Origin of the sequence: Bacteroides sp. 14(A) (assembly GCF_000526555.1) — a bacterium.
GTDB lineage: Bacteria > Bacteroidota > Bacteroidia > Bacteroidales > Bacteroidaceae > Bacteroides > Bacteroides cellulosilyticus.
In genome coordinates, this window is record NZ_JAGH01000002.1 from 2,857,993 (window position 1) to 2,880,360 (window position 22,368).

Below are 22,368 nucleotides of genomic sequence, written 5' to 3' on the forward strand. Positions count from 1 at the left end.
CCGGTTTTAATCTCTTGTTGAAATATGGCTTATACTGAGCCTTTTCTTTATTTTGTTGAATATATATTTGGAAAATATGCAGCAAAGCTATACCTTTGCACCCAAATTCAAGACAATGATGAAACATTTATGTACATATAATCCTCTGAAACGATTGCTGCAGAACGAACAAATCTGTTGCTGTAGTGTCGTGCATGTACATTGGTTTAGCGGTTTCATCTAAGTTATCCTACATTATTTTTCTTTTTTGCCGGATACAATGATGCCGGTAGTCTGTTTTTCAGTTACTAATTATTTTGTAATTGCGGTTGTTGTTGCATACTTGCCAGTGGGAGCGAAGGAATAAGCTCCTCTGTCCGGCAGGTTGTTGCCCCGCGTATGATCTAAACTAGAGTTGATATGTTTAAAATACTTGGCCTGATGATCTTAGGCATAATAATCGGTTATGGTTTGCGTCGTATCTCGTTTTTGCGCAAAGTGGAGGTATCCATATCTTATACAGTATTTTTGTTACTATTTGTTTTGGGCGTCACTATAGGGTCCAACAGACTGATTGTAGATAATCTGTTCTCTTTTGGATGGCAGGCAGCCTTATTGGCTTTATCTGCTACTGTAGGCAGCATTTTGGCTTCATGGCTTGTATTAAAATTGTTTTTCACTTCTAAAAAGAAAAAGGTATGAAAGATAGTTTGATTGTATTGGGATTTTTTGTGGGCGGATGCCTTTTGGGAGCTTTGGGATATCTCCCGGTGGATTTGAAGACAGGTAATATGTCTATCTATATATTGTATGCGTTGATGTTCCAGATCGGCATCAGTATTGGTTCCAATAAGGAACTGAAGAGCATGATTTCTCAGCTCCGTCTGAAGTTCTTGCTGATTCCGTTGGCTACTATTGGTGGAACTCTGCTTTTCTCGGCTCTGGCCAGTCTGCTGCTTAGCCGTTGGAGTATATTTGACTGTATGGCGGTGGGGAGTGGTTTTGCTTATTATTCTCTTTCTTCTGTGCTGATAACGCAGTTCAAGGAAGCTTCAATCGGACTTCAGCTGGCTACGGAGTTGGGGACAATTGCTCTGTTAGCTAATATATTCAGGGAAATGATGGCTCTGCTGGGTGCACCGCTATTGGTACGATACTTCGGCAGATTGGCACCTATATCAGCCGCTGGTGTCAATTCAATGGATGTGATATTGCCTGTAATTACCCGCTATTCCGGGAAAGAGATGGTGCCTATAGCTATTTTCCACGGCTTACTCATTGATATGAGTGTACCATTCTTTGTTTCTATGTTTTGCAAACTATGATGCCGGATCTTCTTCCGGTCTATTGAAGTCTGCCTTTACTTCTGTATTTTCTTCTTCCTCATATCCCTTCCCCTCTTCACCGGACTCTTCATCGGGTGTTTCTTCCTCATCTGCAAACGGGTCCGGTCGTTGAGGTCCATATTCCATGAATGCTATGGCACAGATAGTGCCGGCTATCGCTCCGCTGAGGTGTCCTTCCCATGAGGTGGTTTCTTTGGCAAAGAATGGGAACATATTCCAGATAAGCCCGCCATATAGAAAGGTAACTAATAAGGAGATGGCAATCAATGGTACATGCTTTCGCAGGATACCGCTGAAAAAAAGGAAGAAGGCCAGGCCGTAGATGATGCCACTGGCTCCGATGTGCCATCCCGGTTTACCTATAAGAAAGGTGAGTGCACCGCAGCCTATCCAGATGGCAAAGAATATATAGGAAGCAATGTGCCGGTAAAAGTAGAACAAACACCACGACAGAAAGAATAACGGCAAAGTGTTTGCTAACAGATGCCTCAAACTGCCGTGTACTAACGGGTGCGCAAAGATACCGAATACCCCTCTTTGTTCCATAGGATACACACCTAACCTCCTGAAATCCCAGTCCATACCGACTTCAAGGAACTTTAGCAAGTAAAGAATAAAAATGAGGAATAACGGTATAACTGCTGCCAGGGCTATCCGGCGTACATCTTGCTTCATCTTTCTTACTGGTTTCTGTTATTTTGGTACAATGCTACGAATATTTAAGTAAAAAACGAAAATAAATGAACTTTTTATTTTGCGTATTGTCTTTAATTTGTATTTTTGGCATCAGTACCATACCCGTAGGCATAGCATGCGAGGTATGGAACATGATACCTGAACAATTAACCTTTAAATAATGCACAACTATGAGTTATTTACGATTTGACAAGACTCTGATGATCAATCTGGAAGAATCTTTACCAAGGGAGATACTTCGGACAAATAAGTCAGGAGCCTATCATTGTACAACAATTGTAGATTGTAACACACGCAAATATCATGGACTGTTGGTGATTCCCGTCCCCAATCTTGACGATGAAAATCATGTGCTGCTATCTTCTTTAGATGAAACGGTAATTCAGCACGGTGCGGAGTTTAATCTGGGGTTGCATAAATATCAGGGAGACCACTTTAGTCCTAACGGGCATAAGTATATCCGTGAATTCGATTGCGAGCATATCCCGGCAACAACTTACCGTGTAGGAGGTGTTATCCTCCGTAAGGAAAAGATTTTTGTACATCATGAGAATAGGATTCTGATTCGCTATACCTTGGTAGATGCCCATTCGGCAACCACACTTCGATTCCGCCCCTTTTTGGCCTTTCGCAGTGTACGCGAATATACGCACGAAAATCCGCAGGCGAACCGTGACTACCAATTGGTAGAAAATGGTGTGAAAACCTGTATGTATCCCGGCTATCCCGAACTTTTCATGCAACTGAACAAGAAGAATGAATTCCATTATCAGCCGGATTGGTATCGTGGCATCGAGTATCCTAAAGAACAGGAGCGAGGATATGACTTCAATGAAGACCTGTATGTTCCCGGTTATTTCGAAGTAGATATAAAGAAAGGAGAAAGTATCGTTTTCTCTGCCGGCATTTCTGAAATTTCTCCGCGTAAACTAAAACAAACCTTTGAGGCGGAAGTTGCTGACCGTACACCGCGCGACAGTTTCTATCACTGTCTGCAAAACTCGGCACACCAGTTCCACAATAAACAGGGGGAGAACCACTATGTATTAGCGGGATATCCCTGGTTTAAGTGTCGTGCCCGTGACTTGTTTGTTTCTTTGCCCGGCTTGACGTTGGCAGTGGATGAACAAGATGAGTTTGAAGATGTTATGGTGACTGCCGAAAAAGCTATCCGGGAGTTTATCAGTGGAGAACCATCGAGTTATAAAATATATGAGATGGAAGATCCGGATGTATTGTTGTGGGCTGTATGGGCTTTACAGCAGTATGCTAAGGAGACCTCACGTGAGCAATGCCGCCAGAAATATGGTCGTTTGCTGGAGGACATCATGGACTATATCCGTAGCCGTAAACATGATAATCTCTTCCTGCACGAAAATGGCTTACTGTATGCCAACGGGACGGAGAAGGCTATCACCTGGATGAATTCTACGGTGAATGGTCGTCCTGTAACCCCGCGTACGGGATACATTGTGGAAGTGAACTCTTTGTGGTATAACGCACTTCGTTTCATAGCCGATCTGGTTCGTGAAGATGGCAATGTACATCTGGCGGACGAACTGGATGCGCAGGCGGAAGTAACCGGAAAGTCTTTTGTAGAGGTATTCCGTAATGAGTGTGGTTATCTGTTCGATTATGTGGATGGATTTATGATGGACTGGAGCGTCCGTCCCAATATGATATTTACCGTTGCCTTCGATTATTCCCCGCTGGATCGGGCACAGAAAAAGCAGGTGCTTGATATCGTGACGAAAGAGTTGCTTACTCCGAAAGGGTTGCGTACTCTCAGTCCGAAGAGTGGAGGATATAATCCGAACTATGTCGGTCCTCAGATTCAGAGAGATTATGCTTATCACCAGGGTACAGCTTGGCCGTGGCTTATGGGCTTCTATATGGAGGCGTACCTGCGTATTTACAAGATGAGCGGTGTATCATTCGTGGAGCGTTATCTGATTGGTTTTGAAGATGAGATGACGAGTCATTGTATCGGTTCGCTCCCCGAACTCTTCGATGGTAATCCACCGTTCAGAGGTCGCGGTGCAGTGTCTTTTGCCATGAATGTGGCCGAAATACTGCGCATCCTGAAATTGTTGTCTAAGTATAATTTATAAGAGGAGGAACGAAAATGAAAGTTTTAATGTTTGGATGGGAGTTCCCCCCGCATATCTTAGGTGGCTTGGGAACTGCCAGCTACGGTCTGACGAAGGGGATGTCCCAGCAGGAAGATATGGAAATTACTTTCTGTATTCCAAGGCCATGGGGCGATGAAGATCAGAGCTTCTTACGCATCATTGGCATGAATAGCACTCCGGTAGTGTGGCGTGATGTAAACTGGGATTATGTTCAGGGACGTGTAGGTTCTTATATGAACCCCCAACTCTATTATGATTTGCGCGATCATATTTATGCCGATTTTAATTATCTGAATACGAATGATCTCGGTTGTATCGAGTTTTCCGGTCGTTATCCAGCTAATTTACATGAAGAGATAAATAACTATTCCATTGTGGCCGGTGTGGTAGCACGCCAGCAGGAGTTTGAGATCATCCACTCACACGACTGGCTGACCTATCCGGCAGGTATTCATGCCAAACAGGTATCCGGTAAACCGTTGGTAATCCATGTGCATGCCACTGACTTCGACCGTAGTCGTGGAAATGTGAATCCTACTGTGTATGCCATAGAAAAGAATGGTATGGATAATGCTGACCATATTATGTGTGTGAGTGAGTTGACTCGTCAGACGGTTATTAATAAATATTTTCAGGATCCCCGCAAGGTATCTACCGTGCACAATGCCGTTTCTCCGCTTTCACAAGAGATACAGGATATTGTACCGCAGAAGAAGCCGAATGAAAAAGTTGTGACTTTCTTAGGTCGCATAACCATGCAGAAGGGTCCGGAATATTTTGTGGAAGCTGCTGCTATGGTATTGCACCGTACGCGCAATATCCGTTTCGTGATGGCCGGTAGTGGTGATATGATGGATCAGATGATCCGTTTGGTGGCCGAACGAGGTATTGCCGACCGTTTCCATTTTCCAGGTTTCATGAAAGGAAGTCAGGTGTACGAAATGTTGAAAGCAAGTGATGTGTACATTATGCCGTCTGTTTCCGAACCCTTTGGTATTTCTCCTTTGGAGGCTATGCAATGTAGTGTACCGACTATTATTTCTAAGCAATCCGGCTGTGCCGAGATATTAGATAAGTGCATCAAGACTGACTACTGGGATATTCATGCTATGGCAGATGCAATTTATGCTATTTGCACTTATCCTGACCTTTACGAGTATTTGCGTGATGAAGGTAAGAAAGAAGTGGATGCTATTAAGTGGGAAGATGTGGGACTGAAAGTGCGCCGCATCTACGAAGAGGTTATTAAACAATATAATAGATAACAATAAAACAATATAGATATGAGAACGATCTGTCTTTATTTTGAGATCCATCAAATCATTCACCTGAAACGCTATCGTTTCTTTGATATAGGTACGAATCATTATTATTATGATGATTATGCCAACGAATACAGTATCAACGAAGTTGCCGAACGTTCCTATATTCCGGCATTGAGCACCCTCATTGAAATGGCGAAAAATTCCGGCGGTGCATTCAAGGTGGCTTTGTCTATTTCCGGTGTTGCTTTGGAACAATTGGAAATCCACGCACCGGCTGTGATTGACCTGCTACACCAGTTGAATGATACAGGTTGTTGCGAGTTCTTGGCCGAACCTTATTCTCACGGCCTTTCTTCTTTGGCAAATGAAGATTGTTTCAAGGAAGAAGTGAAGCGCCAGAGTGCTAAGATGAAACAAATGTTCGGTAAAGCACCGAAAGTATTCCGTAACTCCAGTCTGATTTACTCTGATGAAATAGGGGGATTGGTGGCAAGTATGGGCTTTAAGGGTATGCTGACTGAAGGTGCAAAACATATTTTAGGATGGAAGAGTCCGCACTATGTGTATCATTGCAGCTATAACCAGAACCTGAAACTGTTGTTGCGTGATTTCAAGCTTTCAGATGATATCAGTTTGCGCTTCTCTAATTCCGAATGGAATGAATATCCACTGTTTGCCGATAAGTATATTGGTTGGATTGATGCTCTTCCACAAGAAGAACAGGTTATCAACATCTTTATGGAACTTAGTGCATTGGGAATGTCACAGCCGCTTTCTTCCAATATACTGGAATTCCTGAAAGCGTTGCCTGCTTGTGCAAAGGATAAAGGTATTACTTTCTCTACACCGACGGAGGTTATCACTAAATTGAAATCTGTATCTCAACTGGATGTTCCGTATCCAATGTCCTGGGTAGATGAGGAAAGAGATACCAGTTGCTGGTTGGGCAACTGTATGCAGCGTGAAGCTTTCAATAAATTGTATAGTATTGCTGAACGCGTTCATTTATCCGATGATCGCCGCATCAAGCAGGATTGGGATTATTTGCAGGCAAGTAATAACTTCCGGTTCATGACGACGAAGAATAGTGGTATTAGATTGAACAGGGGAATCTATGAGTCTCCTTATGATGCTTTTACTAACTATATGAATATTTTAGGTGATTTTATCAAACGGGTAGAATCTCTTTATCCGATGGATATAGATAATGAGGAACTGAATGCCTTGCTGACGACTATCAAGAATCAGGGTGACGAGATAGACGAATTACACAAAGAGGTGGAAAAGTTGCAGGCTAAACTGGAAAAAGAAAAGACTGCTGAGGCAAAGGTTAAAGCTGCTGCTGCCAAAGCTAAAACTCCTGCTGCTACAAAGAAAACAGCTGAAAAGAAACCTGCTGCGAAGAAAGCCACAACAACCAAGAAGGAAACTGCCAAGTAGTTTTTCTTTTTAGGAGAAAATACATCAAATAAAAAAGCCTTCCGTTCAAACAGAACGGAAGGCTTTTTTGTACCTTTACTTATTTTGAGGAGAAGTTTATTTATTGAAGGTAGTATAAGTTACTTCCAATTTCAGAGCTTCACCCTTCGGACCGCCTTTCAACATTGCATATCCGGGTTGGAGATCGTTTTGGATACCTGTCATTGTACTGGAAGTACTTGAACTTGTAGTATCATATGTGATTGAAACAGGTATCAGATATACAGTTCTCCAGTCTTTTTCCCATTCTTCCTGATTCCATTTATCACCTGCTTCTTCTTTGGCTTTTTTCATTGCGGCATCTTTTCCTTGAATGCAAGTAGTAACTAAACGGGCAATATTATTAAATGTATACTGATTGGTTGCTACATTATTATGCTTTACGGTGTAAGACGTGATGTTGTCCGGCAATTTGTTTTCTTCGAAGAAACTCTTGAAGTCTACTTTACGTAATAGCAAAACATTGCTTGGAGCACTCATGCTGAACTCGTATGGGCTGTCTTGCTTATTGTAATTGGTGAATGTCAGTTTCACTGCATTCAGTGTATCATTGGCTAACTTCTGGTAGATATCATCATAAGGTAATTCTGCCTCTGTGAAAATACCGGCGGGAGATTTGATATAAGTATGTTCATCTTCTGCAGCAAGTTTCTGGATTTTATCGGAATTGAGGAATTGATTAGCCTGAATTACCTCTTTAGTAGAAGCAAATTCAGTCCGCCATGTGTGGGCGGTAGAGTCCTCATTCTCGAAACCTGCTTGTTTCCGTTTATAAGGTACATTAGTTGCGGTATCTATTACATAGAATTGATATTTCATTTGTAAGTCTACACGATCTACGTAAAGTACTGTTCCATCACCATAATCGCTTTTAATATATACGCCCTTAAATACGTTCTCTATAAAAGCTTTAGAGTTCTTGAAATATTCAGGATGTTCTTTACTGAGTTTAAGCCACTTGTTTCCATAGGTTTCCTTATCCAGCGTAAAAGTAACACTTGGATAATAAGTTTTATTACCATATGAATCTGTTGCGTTTCTTTCTTCATCTGTTACGCTTGTGTCGTAGGCTGTATAGGCTCTGCGACCTAATAAAATCGGATTCAGTTTATCGTAATACTCTGCAGGATCAATATTGGTATAGCGATTGCGTTCCAACTCTTTTTGCAATTGGTATGCACTCATACGGCAAGCATTCAAAGAATCTCCGAACCAAGTGGAATAGAAAACAACTAAGCGTACACCTGCTACCGTGTCTTCTGTCAGAATTCCCGTCTTTTTATCAAAATCATATTTTTCAGGGAATTTGAAGTTATCTATACAGTTCAACTCAGTTAAGAAACTCGCTTCGTAGTATCCGAAAAGAGGATCTGTAAAACGCCCTACATAACCTGTACTGGTTTTGGCAAATACAGAGTCAGCGACAACGGAACGTGTAGTGACGGGAAATTCTGTGGTTAGTGCGGAAATACCGTCAGAACCGGGTAACATTCCTATTCCTAATGTACCGGTATTATCATCGCAACCAAAGAAAGTAAGGGTTGCTGTCAATAGCAGAGCGCCTAAAAACTTCACTTTCATAGTTTTCTTTGTTATCTTGTTTATTTTTGTTCTGTTTCCCATACTCTGTCGTAGAACTCATTACAAGCATCGGCAAATGTTTCGGGAGTCTGATATTCTAAAATGGGTTTTCCAGATTGTCGAGCATATTCCATCACTTCTTCGTTGACTTTTTCGCTTTGTTGGATAATGCCATCTGCATAATCAATGGCCAGTTTGCACAACGTTGCGTAGTCTACAGGAGCCTTCAGGTGAGCTACATCCTTCTTTGTAACACCTTTCAATACCAATCTGTTTACAAAATCAGCATTAAACGATTCTTTGAAGTCATCTTCGAAAACGGAGAATACTACTTTAGCGTCACGGAATGAAGGCTCGTCCTTATATGCTTTCTTTATATACAAAGGAGCTAAGGCAGTCATCCAGCCATGGCAGTGAATGATATCCGGGCACCAGCGTAACTTCTTAACTGTTTCCAATACACCGCGTGCATAAAAAATAGCACGACTGTCATTATCCTCATATTCCACACCATTCTCATCCGCTGTTTCCAGGCGGTTTTGGAAATAATCATCGTTGTCGATGAAATAAACCTGCATGCGGGCAGACTGAATGGAAGCAACTTTAATAATAAGGGGGTGGTCGGTATCGTCAATAATCAGATTCATACCGGAGAGACGTATCACTTCATGCAATTGGTTTCTGCGCTCATTGATATTCCCCCATTTAGGCATGAATGTTCTAATTTCTCTGCCTTTTTCCTGGATTGCTTGAGGTAGGTTTCTGCCTACAAGGGACATTTCGGATTCTGGTACGTAAGGAGTAATCTCTTGGGTAATAAATAAAACCTTGTTCGCCTTTGTCATAATAACAATGTTCTCAATTATTCTGCAAAGATATAAAAAAAATCGGGCACTTGAGCAAATAAGGCGACTCTATAATTCCTTATGAATTGTTAACTGCTTGTTTTTCAGTGTTACATTGCTTCAAAGCAGGTTGTTGTCCGAGTAGAACTTTTGCATTAATTTGCGATATTTCTTCTTTATATGCTAAATAATAGTTTATTTTGCACCGCTTTTGCGAACAACTAAGTTATTATATAACCTATAAAAATGGAAATAGTACATACTATCAAGGACTTGCAGGCCGGACTCTCGGCTTTACGGGCCCAAGGTAAAAAGGTAGGATTGGTACCTACAATGGGTGCCCTGCATGCCGGTCATGCGTCATTGGTGAAGCGTTGTGTTGCAGAGAATGATGCTGCGGTAGTGAGTGTTTTTGTAAACCCGACACAGTTTAACGACAAGAATGATTTAGAGAAATATCCCCGTACGCTGGATGCCGATTGTGCTTTGTTGGAAGCTTGCGGTGCTGCGTTTGTGTTCGCTCCTTCGGTTGCGGAGATGTATCCTGAACCTGATACGCGCCAATTCAGTTATGCGCCGTTGGATACAGTGATGGAAGGTGCGTTTCGTCCGGGACACTTCAATGGTGTTTGCCAGATTGTGAGTAAGCTGTTTGATGCAGTGAAACCGGATCGCGCTTATTTCGGAGAGAAAGATTTCCAGCAGTTAGCTATCATTCGTGAGATGGTGCGCCAGATGAATTATTCGTTGGAAATAGTGGGTTGCCCTATTATACGTGAAGAGGATGGGCTGGCTCTGAGTAGTCGTAACGCTCGTTTATCTGTCGAAGAACGCAAAAATGCTTTAAAAATATCGCAAACATTATTTGAAAGTCGTACCTTTGCGGCTTCTCATACAGTTGCTGAGACTCAGAAGTTTGTAGAAGATGCCATTACTGCCGCTCCCGGTTTGCGTCTGGAATACTTCGAACTGGTGGATGGCAACACGTTGCAGAAAATAGCCAATTGGGAAGATACGGCGTATGCTGTAGGTTGCATTACAGTGTTCTGTGGTGAAGTTCGCCTGATTGACAATATTAAATATAAAGAGTAATAAACCTAAAAAGAGAGATCAGACCTTATGATGATTGAAGTGCTGAAGTCGAAAATCCATTGCGCTCGCGTCACGGAAGCTAACCTCAATTATATGGGAAGCATTACGATTGACGAGGACTTACTGGATGCGGCTAATATGATTGCCGGTGAAAAAGTGTACATAGCTGATAATAATAATGGTGAACGTTTTGAAACCTATATTATTAAAGGCGAACGTGGTTCGGGCAAGATATGTCTGAATGGTGCGGCAGCCCGCAAGGTGCAGCCGGACGATATCATCATTATTATGTCGTATGCCTTGATGGACTTTGAAGAAGCCAAGTCGTTCAAGCCGTCGGTGATTTTCCCTGATCCGGCAACGAACAAAGTGGTGAAATAAACGGGAAGAAAAGCGGTGGAAAGCTTGACTTTAGTTGTTTGATTCCGTATCTTTGCCCATGTAATCCTGATTTAGTTTCGGGAACGAAGATAGTAAGAGGAGTGATGCTAGTTGCTCCTCTTTTTTTGTGTCTGTATGTAGGATTTTTCGGAAGATACTATGTTTTGGTTCATAATATACTATGTAATTGGGTAAAACATACTATGTAATCGCTCGAAACATACCATCTGTTTAGAGCGAATGAATGATGTAATCGAAGTAAACAGGTCATCTGTTTCGGAAAAAGAAAAGCGGAAAGACCGAAATCTTTCCGCTTTGTTAATGTTATGTAAACTTGCTCTTGACAAGTAATGGCTTTTCTGCTTATTTGCTCAACTGCTCGTGCATTGAGGCAGCAGCCTTGCGTCCATCGCCCATAGCGAGAATAACGGTAGCACCACCACGAACAATATCACCTCCGGCATAAATGGTCGGAATAGATGACTGCATGTTCTCGTTTACGGCAATCGTACCTTTGCGTCCCATTTCCAGTCCCGGAATAGAAGAAGGCACAATCGGGTTGGGAGAAACCCCTACGCTGACGATAGCCAGATCTATATCAATGGTTTCCGTTGCACCTGGGATAGCTACGGGACTACGGCGTCCGGATGCATCCGGTTCGCCAAGCTCCATTTTTTGCAAGATAACTTGTTTTACCTTTCCTTGCTCATCGGCGATGTATTCGATAGGGTTATGCAGCGTGAGGAACTCAACACCTTCTTCTTTCGCATGTTTTACCTCTTCGATACGTGCAGGCATTTCTTCTTCGGAACGGCGATAGATAATCATGGCACGTTCAGCACCCAAGCGGCGTGCAGTACGCACTGAGTCCATTGCTGTATTTCCACCACCGATAACGGCTACATTTCTACCGAAAGGCACCGGTGTATCAGAGTCTTCGCTTGCTGCATCCATCAGGTTGACGCGTGTCAGGTATTCATTGGATGACAGGATATTGATGGAGTTCTCTCCCGGAATATTCATGAAGTTAGGCAATCCGGCACCGGATGCTACGAATACACCTTTGAAACCTTCTTCTTCTAACTGTTCCACACTGATAGTCTTGCCTATGATGCAGTCCTTTATGAAGTTAACTCCCATCTTGGCAAGATTCTCAATCTCTACATCCACCACTTTGTTCGGCAGACGGAATTCGGGGATACCATACTTCAATACACCGCCTATCTCGTGAAGGGCTTCGAAGACAGTAACGTCGTAACCATATTTAGCCATATCTCCGGCAAAAGAAAGTCCGGCAGGTCCGGAGCCGATAACGGCAATCTTGATACCATTCTTTTCCTTGATTTCCGGTACGGAAATTTGCCCGCTTTCACGTTCATAGTCAGCGGCAAAGCGTTCCAGATAGCCGATTGCTACCGGCTTTTCTTTCATTTTCAGGTGGATACATTTTGACTCACACTGTTTTTCCTGCGGGCAAACACGGCCGCAAACGGCAGGCAGAGCACTGGTCTCTTTTAGTGTCTTGGCAGCTTCGAGTATTTCTCCACGTTCAATGTTTTTGATGAAACGAGGAATGTCAATACCTACGGGACAGCCTTCCATACAGCCTGGATTCGCACAATCGAGGCAACGCTTAGCTTCCGTCAGAGCTTGTTCCTCTGTAAGTCCTTGATTTACTTCTTCTTTGCGACTGTGCGAACGGTATTCCGGATCGAGCTCGTTCATTTCAACACGCGGAATAGCGGTACGTTCTTTGGGTTTCATTGCCTTGCGAAGTTCCAAACGCCATGCGGCATTACGACTTTTCTCGTCAACTTCTTGTGTCGGTTCCGGTACAGCTTTGCAGGATTCGTCTTCTTCAAGCTTGTGCATCTCCTCGCGTTCGATGCTCTTGAAAGCACCCATACGCTTCAACATCTCGTCGAAGTCTACCTGATGGCCGTCAAATTCCGGTCCGTCTACACAAACGAATTTGGTCTTTCCACCGATGGTAATACGACAAGCACCGCACATACCTGTACCATCCACCATGATTGTATTCAGCGAAACATCAGTCGGTATTTCATATTTCTTAGTCAGCAAACAAACAAATTTCATCATGATAGCGGGGCCGATAGCAAAACATTTGTTTACTTTCTCCCGTTTAATGACTTCTTCCACGCCTTCGGTTACCAATCCTTTGCGTCCGTAAGAACCGTCATCGGTCATAATGATGACCTCGTCTGCGCTTTCGCGCATCTCTTTTTCAAGGATAATCAGCTCTTTGCTACGTCCGGCAAGTACGGCAATAACGCGATTACCGGCAGCTTTCAAAGCCTGTACGATAGGGAGCATGGGAGCCACGCCTACACCACCACCTGCACAAACCACTGTTCCGAAGTTTTCAATATGAGTAGCTTGTCCCAGCGGACCTACCACATCGGTGATGTAATCGCCCTCATTCAGTTCGCAAAGGCGGGTAGAGGAGAGGCCTACTTCCTGTACTACCAAAGTGATAGTGCCGCGTACGGTGTCAGCCGCTGCAATAGTCAATGGCATACGTTCGCCTTTTTCGCCTACACGCACAATGACGAAGTGTCCTGCCTTGCGTGAGCGGGCTATTAAAGGTGCCTCGATCTCTAATTTAAAAACCTTTTCAGAAAAATGTTCTTTGCTAATGATTTTGTTCATTATCTATAAATTTTGTTGGTATAATTACGTAATCACTTTCAGATTGTTACGGTTTGCAAAGATACGGGTTATTTGGTAAAAACAAAGAAAGTTTCTTCTAAAAAGCTGTATAACTGATGTGGACAAATGATAATTCGCCCCTACCAGGTTGTATAGACGTAATCATATAAACGTCTGTGGTTACCTATGTAGGAGCGAATTATTATTCACCCGCTCGTATAGCGCAGCTATTTTTAGTCAATCATTTCAAAACCCGTATACGGCACCAATGCCTTCGGGATACGGATACCTTCCGGCGTCTGATTGTTTTCCAACAAAGCGGCAACAATGCGTGGTAATGCCAATGCAGATCCGTTTAATGTATGGCAAAGTTCTGTCTTCTTTTCTCCACTGCGGTAACGGCATTTCAAGCGGTTGGCCTGATAAGTATCGAAGTTAGAAACCGAACTTACCTCCAGCCAACGCTTCTGTGCTTCGGAGTAAACCTCAAAGTCGAAGCAAAGGGCGGCTGTAAAGCTCATATCTCCACCGCATAGGCGAAGGATGCGATATGGCAATTCCAGTTTTTGCAATAATCCTTCCACATGATCCAACATCTCTTTGTGAGATTGTCTGGAATGTTCCGGTTTGTCAATGCGTACCAATTCTACTTTAGAGAATTCGTGCAGACGGTTCAAGCCGCGTACATCTTTACCGTAAGAACCTGCTTCGCGACGGAAACACTGCGTGTAAGCACAGTTCTTGATAGGAAGTTGCTTCTCTTCCAGAATCACGTCACGATAGATGTTTGTTACAGGAACTTCAGCTGTCGGAATAAGATATAAATCGTCTACTTCGCAATGGTACATCTGACCTTCCTTGTCGGGTAACTGGCCTGTTCCGTAACCGGAAGCGGCATTAACCACTGTCGGAGGCATGATTTCCAGATAACCGGCTTTGCGGGCTTCGTCCAGGAAGAAGTTGATCAACGCGCGTTGCAACTGCGCACCTTTTCCTTTATAAACCGGGAAACCGGCTCCTGTTATCTTTACGCCCAGGTCGAAATCTATCAAATCATATTTTTTTGTCAGTTCCCAGTGAGGCAGTGCATCTTTGGGGAGTTCGGTTTCCATACCGCCCATTTTCTCTACTACATTATCTTCAGCACCTACACCTTCGGGTACTTCATCATAAGGTACATTAGGAATGGTATAGAGTAGATTCTGCATGTCTTCGGCAGCCTGATCCATTTCAGTCTGCAAAGTCTTGTTGACTTCTTTAAGTTCGGCTACACGGCTTTTGGCAGTTTCTGCTTCCTCTTTCTTTCCTTCTTTCATCAATTGTCCGATGGATTTGGAAATCGAGTTTACTTCAGAGAGGTTATTATCTAATATAGACTGTGTGCTACGTCTTTTGTCGTTAAAGGCAATTACCTGGTCTATTGTTTCTTTTGCATTTTTGAAATGCTTCTTTTCCAGTCCGCGGATCACCGCGTCGGTGTTTTCTGTAATTTGTTTGATGGTAAGCATATCTTGATACTTTGTTTTGATTAAAATCTTGATTTGAGAGCACAAAGATAATGTAAATCAGAAGTAATGCAAAAAAAGAAACTATAAAAAGAAAGGGATGCAATCCATCAGATTGCATCCCTCATCTTTATTTCTTATTCTGAAACTTACGCTTCTGTGCTTTCGGCAGGGATTACAGATACATAACGTCTGTCTTCCTTGGTTACTTTGAACTGTACAGTTCCGTCTACTAAAGCGAAAAGAGTGTGGTCTTTACCCATACCGATGTTGTTACCCGGGTGGAATTCAGTACCTCTTTGACGAATGATGATGTTGCCTGCTTTGCAAGCTTCGCCACCAAATATCTTAACGCCTAATCTCTTGCTCTGTGATTCGCGGCCGTTCTTAGAACTACCGACACCTTTTTTATGTGCCATTTCTTCTTACTGTTTTAAATTGATTAAGCTACTACTTCTGTAATTGTTAACTCTGTGAATTGTTGGCGGTGACCGTTCAACTTGCGATGACCTTTTCTTCTTTTCTTGTGGAAAATGAGAACTTTGTCACCTTTTACCAGGCTGGATACAATCTGGCAAACAACTTTTGCACCTTCTACAGTAGGAGCACCTACAGTGATTGCACCGTCTTTGTCTACCAAAAGAACCTTGTCAAATTCTACTGTCGTACCGTTTTCTGCATTCTGGATGTGGTGTACAAACAGCTTTTTGCCAGCTTCTGCTTTAAATTGCTGACCGTTGATTTCTACAATTGCGTACATTTCTTATATATAATGTATAAGTTAGCTCCGTCGGGTGGTCTCTAATCACTTAGAAAGCACTTTGTCGAACCCGGTGCGGAATAATCGGGCACAAAAGTACTTCTTTTCTTCGGAACGGGCAAGTGTTTCATCTTCTTTTTGCGGAAAAAATGGTTTACCTCTATTCCATGTAAGGAAAGCGGAATGGGAGCAGTTTCCCGTTTACAAGAAGTTAAGAGTTTGTCGACAAACTCTTAACTTCTTGTAAACAGAAAAAGGACTGCTTGTAACCTTTTGGTAATCAGTGGCGAAATATTCTCTTGTTTAAATCGGAATGTATATAAAACGTACTTGAGACCTGCTTGCTCCGTACCTGCTCCGTAGCAAAACAGGATGCGAACCGGATTTACCTGAAAAATTACAAAAGTGGCTTTAGTATATAAACTGCCGCAACTATCAGTGCCACTACAATAATAGCAAAGATAATAAGCAGTATCAAACTATAGAAAAACATCAGTATTGTAGTCCAGAAACTTCTCCACCAGGTATATCCATACAGTTGCTTATAATCCAGGCAGAAGAGGGCAAAGATGAATAGTATGGGCAATTCGTATAAATGGCCTACCTGTGCACTGCCGTTGAAAGGGAGCACTATGATACTGAGCAAGAGTATCTGGCAAGCAATATAAGCCTGTATAAATACATGTTCTGTCAGATTATAGTGCAGTTTGTTCTTTTTCTGACGGAAAGCCATGAGCGTTGCCAGAGCAAAGAGAGGTAATGTGGCGATAATACGGAATGCCTTGTTACCATGTCCCCAACTTTTCAGTAAGTTCCATACTTTTTCCAGAAAAGGTGTATTGTGAATGGCTTTTTCAAGCTTATTAAATACTGATGATCCACCTTCCAGAAGTTCATCTATGAGTTCGTCATCTTCATCACCATTTATTTGAAGGGTGATGTTATCCTTTTTTAAGTTTTTTGAGGTTTCCAGTTTTTCCAGATCCTGATTCAGTTCTTTTATTGTTTGGGTCAAAACCTCCTTTTGGTCTGGTTTCTTGGTCTCTTTCATCTGTTTCTGCAATAGTTCACGTGCAGCTATCAGATTATTCTTCCGGATGTCCGTAGAATCTTCTGTTTCCAGATTTTCCAGTTTCTTATCCAGACCTTCTATCGTTTTATTCAGGATATTTTGGGTAGTCGGGTCTGTTGCTGTTTCTATACGTTTTTGCAATTGTTCACGTGCAGCGACTATTTCTTGCCTTTGAGCTTCCGGAGACTTTCCCTTTTTCTCTTTCAAGGCTTCAGGATCTACTAGTTGTACGGCCATGATGTAAAGGGCGGCAAGTACAAATAGTGTCTGGAAGGGGCGGAAGTATAAGATTCGTTTGCCGGCAATGAAGTCTCTGATCATGTACCCCGGACGGTAGAGTAAATCCAGAAGTGTTCGACCAAAGCCATTATCAATATTGGTGAATCCTCCCAATATATTTTTGAATGCATTACTGAAGCGGTAGCGAGGAGTGTTCCTGCTTTGACCGCAACGGTTGCAATAACTACCTGTATAGACGGTATCACAATTCAGACAGATGTTACTTTCCTCACTGATGGGCGGAATCTCTTTTCCACGTACCATCTTGATATGCAAGGCTCGAAGGTACTTCTTACAGGGAGTCCACCAGGGGGATATAAAATCTAATACACGGTCTGGCAGAATCCTGCGTTTGGTAAGAATATACCAAAGTACCAGTATGAAAGACCATAGAAAAACATTGCTATCTTCTCCTTCTTCAAAAGACAGCCATAGCAATATTGCCAAAATCAGTATTTGCCAAATATTGATCATCTTTCTTCTGCGGGGAGCGGGAGAAATGGGAGAAGCGGAAACAGCCGGAACTGCAGGCGTACTGACAACCGGATGTTGAGGTATCACTTTATTGGCAGTCGAGTCCTCGTTGTCAGCAGATTGTTTATCATGGGTCGGTAGTTCGTCATTTTCCAGTAGTTCTTCCAGCGAACTCATAATCTTCCAGTGTGGATATTTGGCTAATTCTTCGGTGGTAGTTACTCCATGGGTTACACCTGCAAAGTCTACACCTGCAGCTTTGGCTGTGGCAGCATCTACTGTACTGTCACCAATATAGAGGGTTTCAGCTTTGGTGACGTGTAATTGTTTTATGGCAAGTAGTAAACCTTCGGGCGAAGGTTTGGCCGTTTGTACATCTTCTCCACCGACAATGATATTGAAGAAGCTGCCGGGGAAATGCTGGTCGAGCATTTCCTTAATTCGGTAACGGTATTTGGTGGAGATGATACCTATGAATGCACCCGCATCTTTCAGGGCCAGCAGTACAGACTTGGTTTCCAGAAAAAGCACGGTGTTTATTGTCATGTGGGTGTCCGCTTCTTTCCTGTATTCACTTTTAAAACCGGCCAGTTGCTCTTCATCCGTTACTCCCGTCAGGATAGAAAAAGATTCTTCCAATGTTTTCCCGATGGTGCGTTTAATGTCTTCATCGGTTACATTTGTATAACCATGTTTATTGAGCACATTGCGAAAGCAAGTAACAATGCCGCGAGAAGAGTCTGCGAGCGTGTAATCAAAGTCAAAGAGATAAGTCGTATAGCCCATGTCGCTTTTTGCGGCAAAGTTATAAATTAATTGGAATTTTCTGACTATATTTGTTCGCACTATGAATTTATTTTAAAAACTGCTAAGTGTTTCTTTGCGCTGAGTTGTTCCATACATACGTTAACTATGTAATATTATGAAACTATCAGAATTATCTTTTGGGATTTTGCTTCTTTTCTCTTTTTCAGCGTGTGTATCCCAACAACCGGATGCGGAAACTGAGTGTTATGCAACAGAGTACGTCAATCCTTTTATTGGTACTGATTTTACAGGAAATACTTATCCCGGAGCGCAGGCCCCGTTCGGTATGGTGCAGTTAAGCCCCGATAATGGTCTTCCCGGCTGGGATCGCATCTCCGGTTATTTCTATCCGGACAGCACGATTGCAGGTTTCAGTCACACTCATCTTTCGGGTACGGGAGCCGGTGATTTATATGATATATCTTTTATGCCTGTGACTCTGCCTTATAAAGAAGCAGATGCGCCGTTGGGCATTCACTCTTTATTTTCCCATGATGAAGAAACAGCCAGTGCCGGATATTATCAGGTGCGGCTGAAAGATTATGATATCAACGTGGAACTGACAGCAACCGAACGTTGTGGCATCCAGCGTTATACTTTTCCTGAAGCGGACGCAGCTATATTCCTCAATTTGCGGAAAGCTATGAACTGGGACTTTACGAATGATACCCGTATTGAAGTAGTCGATTCGGTAACTATTCAAGGATACCGTTTTTCTGATGGTTGGGCACGCGACCAGCACATTTATTTCCGTACCCGTTTTTCTAAACCGTTTGCATCCGTACAGTTAGATACTGCTGCTGTCATCAAAGACGGTAAGCGTATAGGTAGCTCTGCTATTGCCCGTTTTGATTTCCACACAAGTGCAGGGGAACAGATTCTTGTTACCACCGCTATTTCGGGGGTAAGTATGGAAGGCGCAGCACGCAATCTTGCTGCTGAAGCTCCGGCAGATGATTTTGACAAGTATCTGGCTGTTACCCGTAAAAACTGGAACGAGCAACTTTCCAAAGTAGAAATCAAGAGCAATGACATTGATGAGAAAGTTAAGTTTTATACAGCCCTTTATCATTCCATGCTGGCTCCTACTATCTATAGCGATGTGGATGGTGCCTATTATGGTCCTGATAAGCAAGTGCATCAGGCAGACGGATGGACTAATTACAGTACTTTCTCATTATGGGATACCTACCGTGCCGCTCATCCCCTTTATACCTATATTGAACCACAGCGTGTAAATGACATGGTAAAATCCTTTCTTGCCTTTTCCGAACAGAACGGACGTCTTCCGGTATGGAATTTCTATGGAAGTGAAACGGATATGATGATAGGTTATCATGCAGTTCCCGTCATAGTGGATGCTTACTTGAAAGGGATTGGGGATTTTGATCCGAAGAAAGCTTTGGCCGCATGTGTAGCTACAGCCAATATTGATGAATATCGTGGAATAGGATTATATAAAAAATATGGTTATGTGCCTTATGATGTAACGGATCACTATAACTCGGAAAACTGGTCACTTTCTAAAACCCTGGAATACGCTTACGATGATTATTGCATTGCCCGTATGGCGGAGAAACTGGGTGAAAAGCAAATTGCAGATGAATTTTATAAGCGTTCCCGGAATTATAAGAATGTGTATAATTCTCAGACTACTTTCATGCAACCGCGGAATAACAAAGGATCCTTCATTGAGGACTTCAGTCCGGATGATTATACTCCGCATATTTGCGAAAGTAATGGCTGGCAATATTTCTGGTCTGTGCAACAAGACGTTGATGGACTGATCAGTCTGGTTGGAGGCAAGGAACGTTTTGCCCAGAAACTGGATAGTATGTTCACTTACAATCCTTCTGCGGATGAAGATCTGCCTATTTTCAGTACTGGAATGATCGGGCAGTATGCACATGGTAATGAACCGAGTCACCATGTCATTTATTTGTTTAATGCCATAGGGCAACCTTGGAAGACTCAGAAGTATGCAGCTGAGGTGATGCATGAATTATATAAGAATACACCTGCCGGTTTGTGCGGGAATGAAGATTGTGGTCAGATGTCTGCCTGGTATGTGTTCAGTGCAATGGGATTCTATCCGGTAGACCCGATTAGCGGCAAATATGAGATAGGTACTCCCATGTATCCTGAGATGAAGATGCATCTGGCTAACGGTAAAACATTTACGATATTGGCACCGGCTGTCAGCAAAGAGAATATTTATATCCAGTCGGTAAAACTCGACGGAAAACCTTATGACAAAAGTTATATCACGCATGAGCAAATAATGAATGGTTCTATCTTTGAATTTGAGATGGGGAATAAACCGGGAAAAGTGTGGTATGAGATAGAGTGATGGAGTGATGGATGGTACCAGATAATATAATTGTGGGATTATGAGTGATAACTTTGACCTGACTTATAAACTCCTTTTCCGTAAGTACTACGCCAATCTGCTTTTCTATGCCACGCGCATCGTGGGTGATGAAGAAGCGGAGGACGTAGTACAAGATGTATTTGTAGAATTATGGCGGCGGAAAGATACAATTACGGTAGGAGAGCAGATACAGGCATTTCTGTATCGGGCGGTGTATACCCGTGCTTTGAATGTACTGAAGCACCGGGATATCAAGAATACTTATGAAGCTGTAGTGACGGAGATCAACCAGAAAAGAATAGAGTTTTATCAGCCGGACAGTAATGATGTCGTGAAGAGGATAGAAGACCGTGAACTCAGAAAGGAACTCTCCGAGGCTATAAATGAATTGCCGGATAAGTGTAAGACGGTCTTTAGACTCAGCTATCTGCATGATATGAAGAATAAGGAAATAGCAGATACTATGGGGATATCATTGCGGACCGTGGAGGCTCATATGTATAAAGCCCTGAAGTTTCTGCGTGAGAGGTTGGGCTACCTGAACTTTATGTTAGTCCTGTTTTTATTAGGTAAGGTATAAGTGTTTTTATCGAAACGGTTGTTTTAATAGTATGATGAAAGAAGGAATGAATAAGTTGGATGAAGAATTGATGGCCAAATTCCTTATGGGGGAATGCTCTGAAGAAGAGCTCTGTAAGGTAAATGCATGGCTGGACGAATCGGATGGTAACGCTCGTGAATTGTTCAGGATAGAGCAGATATACCATCTGGGAAAGAGTGAAGAATTTGCGGATGAAAAGAAGATAGAAAAAGCTGAAAAGCAGCTGTTCAAACGGCTGGCACAAGAAGAAGCTAAACGAAATAAAGTGAGAAGATTGAATACCTGGATGCGGTATGCTGCTATGTTCATAGGTATCTTTTTTATATCCGGTTTGAGTTATCATATTTATCAGTCACAAAGTGAAGAGAGCAAATTGGTTGCTGTCACTGCCCGTGATGAAGTGAAAGAACTAATGTTGCCTGATGGCACTAAGGTTTGGCTGAACAAACATACTACTTTAAAATATCCACGTGAATTCTCAGAAAAGGGAAGGAATGTATATATGGAAGGAGAGGCCTATTTTGAAGTAAAGCGAAATACGGCGAAGCCTTTTATAGTGCGCAGTGAAGCCATGCAGGTAAGAGTTTTGGGAACAGTCTTCAACTTAAAGAGTGACAAGACTAACCGTTCTGCGGTAGCTACACTGATAAAGGGAGAGATTGAAGTGAAAGGTAATCACGAAGAAGGCATGATCGTATTGGCTCCGGGACAAAAAGCGGAATTGAATGCTGTAACTCGCCGTCTGGTAGTGAAACAGGTGGATACAGGCATTGAAAACTGGCATAATAATCAGTTTGTCTTTGAAAAGGCTGACATATTTACGATTGCCCGTACTTTGGAGAATTCTTATGGGGTGAAGATTATTCTGGCGCCTGATATGGATGCTACAAAGACATATTCCGGTACATTAAAGAAGAAAGATAATGTCGAGGAGACTCTGAATCTGATTAAGAGTACGAATGCGCTTCCCATTGAATATAAAATTGTGGGAAATAGTGTATTTCTGTCTTCAAAGAAATAGGTAAAAATCGGA

Annotated in this window: 18 protein-coding genes; 10 read left to right on the forward strand and 8 right to left on the reverse strand. The window is 42.6% G+C overall.

All coding sequences use genetic code 11. From position 1 onward, the window contains the following. Positions 1-399: 399 nt before the first annotated feature. Both K429_RS0118335 and K429_RS0118340 read left to right on the forward strand, forming a co-directional pair. Positions 400-681 carry a LysO family transporter gene (locus tag K429_RS0118335; RefSeq protein WP_007212699.1) on the forward strand — a complete coding sequence of 94 codons (282 nt, stop codon included), beginning with the start codon at positions 400-402 and terminating at the stop codon, positions 679-681. Continuing rightward, positions 678-1,304, forward strand: a complete 627-nt coding sequence (locus K429_RS0118340; RefSeq protein WP_007212700.1) for a lysine exporter LysO family protein — start codon at positions 678-680, stop codon at positions 1,302-1,304. The genes K429_RS0118335 and K429_RS0118340 overlap by 4 nt, the downstream gene beginning before the upstream one ends. Here the strand turns inward: K429_RS0118340 and K429_RS0118345 are convergent. Next, positions 1,299-2,000 (reverse strand): rhomboid family intramembrane serine protease, encoded by a 702-nt coding sequence (locus tag K429_RS0118345; protein ID WP_026367848.1) that lies wholly within the window; start codon positions 1,998-2,000, stop codon positions 1,299-1,301. The genes K429_RS0118340 and K429_RS0118345 overlap by 6 nt on opposite strands. Before the next feature lie 191 nt (positions 2,001-2,191). Here K429_RS0118345 and K429_RS0118350 point away from each other — a divergent pair, with 191 nt between their 5' ends. Genes K429_RS0118350 through K429_RS0118360 form a run of 3 tightly spaced genes read left to right on the forward strand, consistent with a single transcriptional unit; the run spans position 2,192 to position 6,858 of the window. Next, positions 2,192-4,132 carry a glycogen debranching enzyme N-terminal domain-containing protein gene (locus K429_RS0118350; RefSeq protein WP_007212703.1) on the forward strand — a complete coding sequence of 647 codons (1,941 nt, stop codon included), beginning with the start codon at positions 2,192-2,194 and terminating at the stop codon, positions 4,130-4,132. Positions 4,133-4,146: 14 nt separating this feature from the next. Continuing rightward, a complete protein-coding gene (locus tag K429_RS0118355; protein ID WP_007212704.1) occupies positions 4,147-5,418 on the forward strand; it encodes a glycosyltransferase family 4 protein in 1,272 nt (423 codons plus the stop codon). Positions 5,419-5,436: 18 nt separating this feature from the next. Continuing rightward, entirely contained in the window at positions 5,437-6,858 is a 1,422-nt protein-coding gene (locus K429_RS0118360) for a glycoside hydrolase family 57 protein (protein ID WP_007212705.1), read from the forward strand. 96 nt (positions 6,859-6,954) lie between these two features. Here the strand turns inward: K429_RS0118360 and K429_RS0118365 are convergent, their stop codons facing one another. After that, a complete protein-coding gene (locus tag K429_RS0118365) occupies positions 6,955-8,478 on the reverse strand; it encodes a DUF4270 domain-containing protein (protein WP_022210313.1) in 1,524 nt (507 codons plus the stop codon). Between the two features lie 20 nt (positions 8,479-8,498). Continuing rightward, positions 8,499-9,323: a glycogen/starch synthase gene (locus K429_RS0118370; RefSeq protein ID WP_007215444.1), complete on the reverse strand. Its 825-nt coding sequence runs from the start codon at positions 9,321-9,323 to the stop codon at positions 8,499-8,501. 246 nt (positions 9,324-9,569) lie between these two features. Between K429_RS0118370 and panC the strand changes: the two genes are divergently transcribed. Together panC and panD are read left to right on the forward strand one after the other, a co-directional pair. Continuing rightward, the gene (gene panC, locus K429_RS0118375) at positions 9,570-10,415 is read left to right on the forward strand and encodes a pantoate--beta-alanine ligase (protein WP_026367849.1); all 846 of its coding nucleotides are present in this window, start codon (positions 9,570-9,572) and stop codon (positions 10,413-10,415) included. A gap of 27 nt (positions 10,416-10,442) precedes the next feature. Next, the gene (gene panD / locus K429_RS0118380; protein ID WP_007212709.1) at positions 10,443-10,796 is read left to right on the forward strand and encodes an aspartate 1-decarboxylase; all 354 of its coding nucleotides are present in this window, start codon (positions 10,443-10,445) and stop codon (positions 10,794-10,796) included. Between the two features lie 363 nt (positions 10,797-11,159). On the opposite strand, the gene K429_RS0118385 is transcribed toward panD, so the two are convergent. The 5 genes from K429_RS0118385 to K429_RS0118405 all read right to left on the reverse strand — a co-directional run bounded on the left by K429_RS0118385 (position 11,160) and on the right by K429_RS0118405 (position 18,342). Next, complete coding sequence (locus K429_RS0118385) at positions 11,160-13,466, reverse strand: bifunctional dihydroorotate dehydrogenase B NAD binding subunit/NADPH-dependent glutamate synthase (protein WP_007215446.1); 2,307 nt, start codon at positions 13,464-13,466, stop codon at positions 11,160-11,162. A gap of 233 nt (positions 13,467-13,699) precedes the next feature. After that, on the reverse strand, positions 13,700-14,974 hold the full coding sequence (serS, locus tag K429_RS0118390; protein ID WP_007215447.1) for a serine--tRNA ligase: 1,275 nt from the start codon (positions 14,972-14,974) through the stop codon (positions 13,700-13,702). Positions 14,975-15,120: 146 nt separating this feature from the next. Next, positions 15,121-15,390 carry a 50S ribosomal protein L27 gene (rpmA, locus tag K429_RS0118395; protein ID WP_007212715.1) on the reverse strand — a complete coding sequence of 90 codons (270 nt, stop codon included), beginning with the start codon at positions 15,388-15,390 and terminating at the stop codon, positions 15,121-15,123. Between the two features lie 23 nt (positions 15,391-15,413). Continuing rightward, positions 15,414-15,731: a 50S ribosomal protein L21 gene (gene rplU, locus K429_RS0118400; protein ID WP_007212716.1), complete on the reverse strand. Its 318-nt coding sequence runs from the start codon at positions 15,729-15,731 to the stop codon at positions 15,414-15,416. A gap of 397 nt (positions 15,732-16,128) precedes the next feature. Beyond that, positions 16,129-18,342, reverse strand: coding sequence for an HAD-IA family hydrolase (locus K429_RS0118405; RefSeq protein ID WP_022210309.1), 2,214 nt, complete (start codon positions 18,340-18,342; stop codon positions 16,129-16,131). Positions 18,343-18,478: 136 nt separating this feature from the next. Here K429_RS0118405 and K429_RS0118410 point away from each other — a divergent pair, with 136 nt between their 5' ends. The 3 genes from K429_RS0118410 to K429_RS0118420 are packed head-to-tail and all read left to right on the forward strand — an operon-like array spanning position 18,479 to position 22,356. Continuing rightward, entirely contained in the window at positions 18,479-20,713 is a 2,235-nt protein-coding gene (locus tag K429_RS0118410; protein WP_026367850.1) for a GH92 family glycosyl hydrolase, read from the forward strand. A gap of 40 nt (positions 20,714-20,753) precedes the next feature. After that, positions 20,754-21,314, forward strand: a complete 561-nt coding sequence (locus tag K429_RS0118415; protein WP_007212720.1) for an RNA polymerase sigma-70 factor — start codon at positions 20,754-20,756, stop codon at positions 21,312-21,314. A gap of 31 nt (positions 21,315-21,345) precedes the next feature. Continuing rightward, a complete protein-coding gene (locus K429_RS0118420; RefSeq protein WP_007215450.1) occupies positions 21,346-22,356 on the forward strand; it encodes a FecR family protein in 1,011 nt (336 codons plus the stop codon). The last annotated feature ends 12 nt before the right edge of the window (positions 22,357-22,368 follow it).

Bases quoted from the DNA above. Each gene is read 5' to 3' on its own strand.
- K429_RS0118370 (WP_007215444.1), bottom strand. From the start codon at position 9,323: ATGACAAAGGCGAACAAGGTTTTATTTATTACCCAAGAGATTACTCCT.
- K429_RS0118420 (WP_007215450.1), top strand. From the start codon at position 21,346: ATGATGAAAGAAGGAATGAATAAGTTGGATGAAGAATTGATGGCCAAA.
- K429_RS0118340 (WP_007212700.1), top strand. From the start codon at position 678: ATGAAAGATAGTTTGATTGTATTGGGATTTTTTGTGGGCGGATGCCTT.
- K429_RS0118355 (WP_007212704.1), top strand. From the start codon at position 4,147: ATGAAAGTTTTAATGTTTGGATGGGAGTTCCCCCCGCATATCTTAGGT.
- K429_RS0118385 (WP_007215446.1), bottom strand. From the start codon at position 13,466: ATGAACAAAATCATTAGCAAAGAACATTTTTCTGAAAAGGTTTTTAAA.
- K429_RS0118365 (WP_022210313.1), bottom strand. From the start codon at position 8,478: ATGAAAGTGAAGTTTTTAGGCGCTCTGCTATTGACAGCAACCCTTACT.
- rpmA (WP_007212715.1), bottom strand. From the start codon at position 15,390: ATGGCACATAAAAAAGGTGTCGGTAGTTCTAAGAACGGCCGCGAATCA.
- panD (WP_007212709.1), top strand. From the start codon at position 10,443: ATGATGATTGAAGTGCTGAAGTCGAAAATCCATTGCGCTCGCGTCACG.
- serS (WP_007215447.1), bottom strand. From the start codon at position 14,974: ATGCTTACCATCAAACAAATTACAGAAAACACCGACGCGGTGATCCGC.
- K429_RS0118405 (WP_022210309.1), bottom strand. From the start codon at position 18,342: ATGGGCTATACGACTTATCTCTTTGACTTTGATTACACGCTCGCAGAC.
- panC (WP_026367849.1), top strand. From the start codon at position 9,570: ATGGAAATAGTACATACTATCAAGGACTTGCAGGCCGGACTCTCGGCT.
- K429_RS0118410 (WP_026367850.1), top strand. From the start codon at position 18,479: ATGAAACTATCAGAATTATCTTTTGGGATTTTGCTTCTTTTCTCTTTT.
- rplU (WP_007212716.1), bottom strand. From the start codon at position 15,731: ATGTACGCAATTGTAGAAATCAACGGTCAGCAATTTAAAGCAGAAGCT.
- K429_RS0118415 (WP_007212720.1), top strand. From the start codon at position 20,754: ATGAGTGATAACTTTGACCTGACTTATAAACTCCTTTTCCGTAAGTAC.
- K429_RS0118335 (WP_007212699.1), top strand. From the start codon at position 400: ATGTTTAAAATACTTGGCCTGATGATCTTAGGCATAATAATCGGTTAT.
- K429_RS0118345 (WP_026367848.1), bottom strand. From the start codon at position 2,000: ATGAAGCAAGATGTACGCCGGATAGCCCTGGCAGCAGTTATACCGTTA.
- K429_RS0118350 (WP_007212703.1), top strand. From the start codon at position 2,192: ATGAGTTATTTACGATTTGACAAGACTCTGATGATCAATCTGGAAGAA.
- K429_RS0118360 (WP_007212705.1), top strand. From the start codon at position 5,437: ATGAGAACGATCTGTCTTTATTTTGAGATCCATCAAATCATTCACCTG.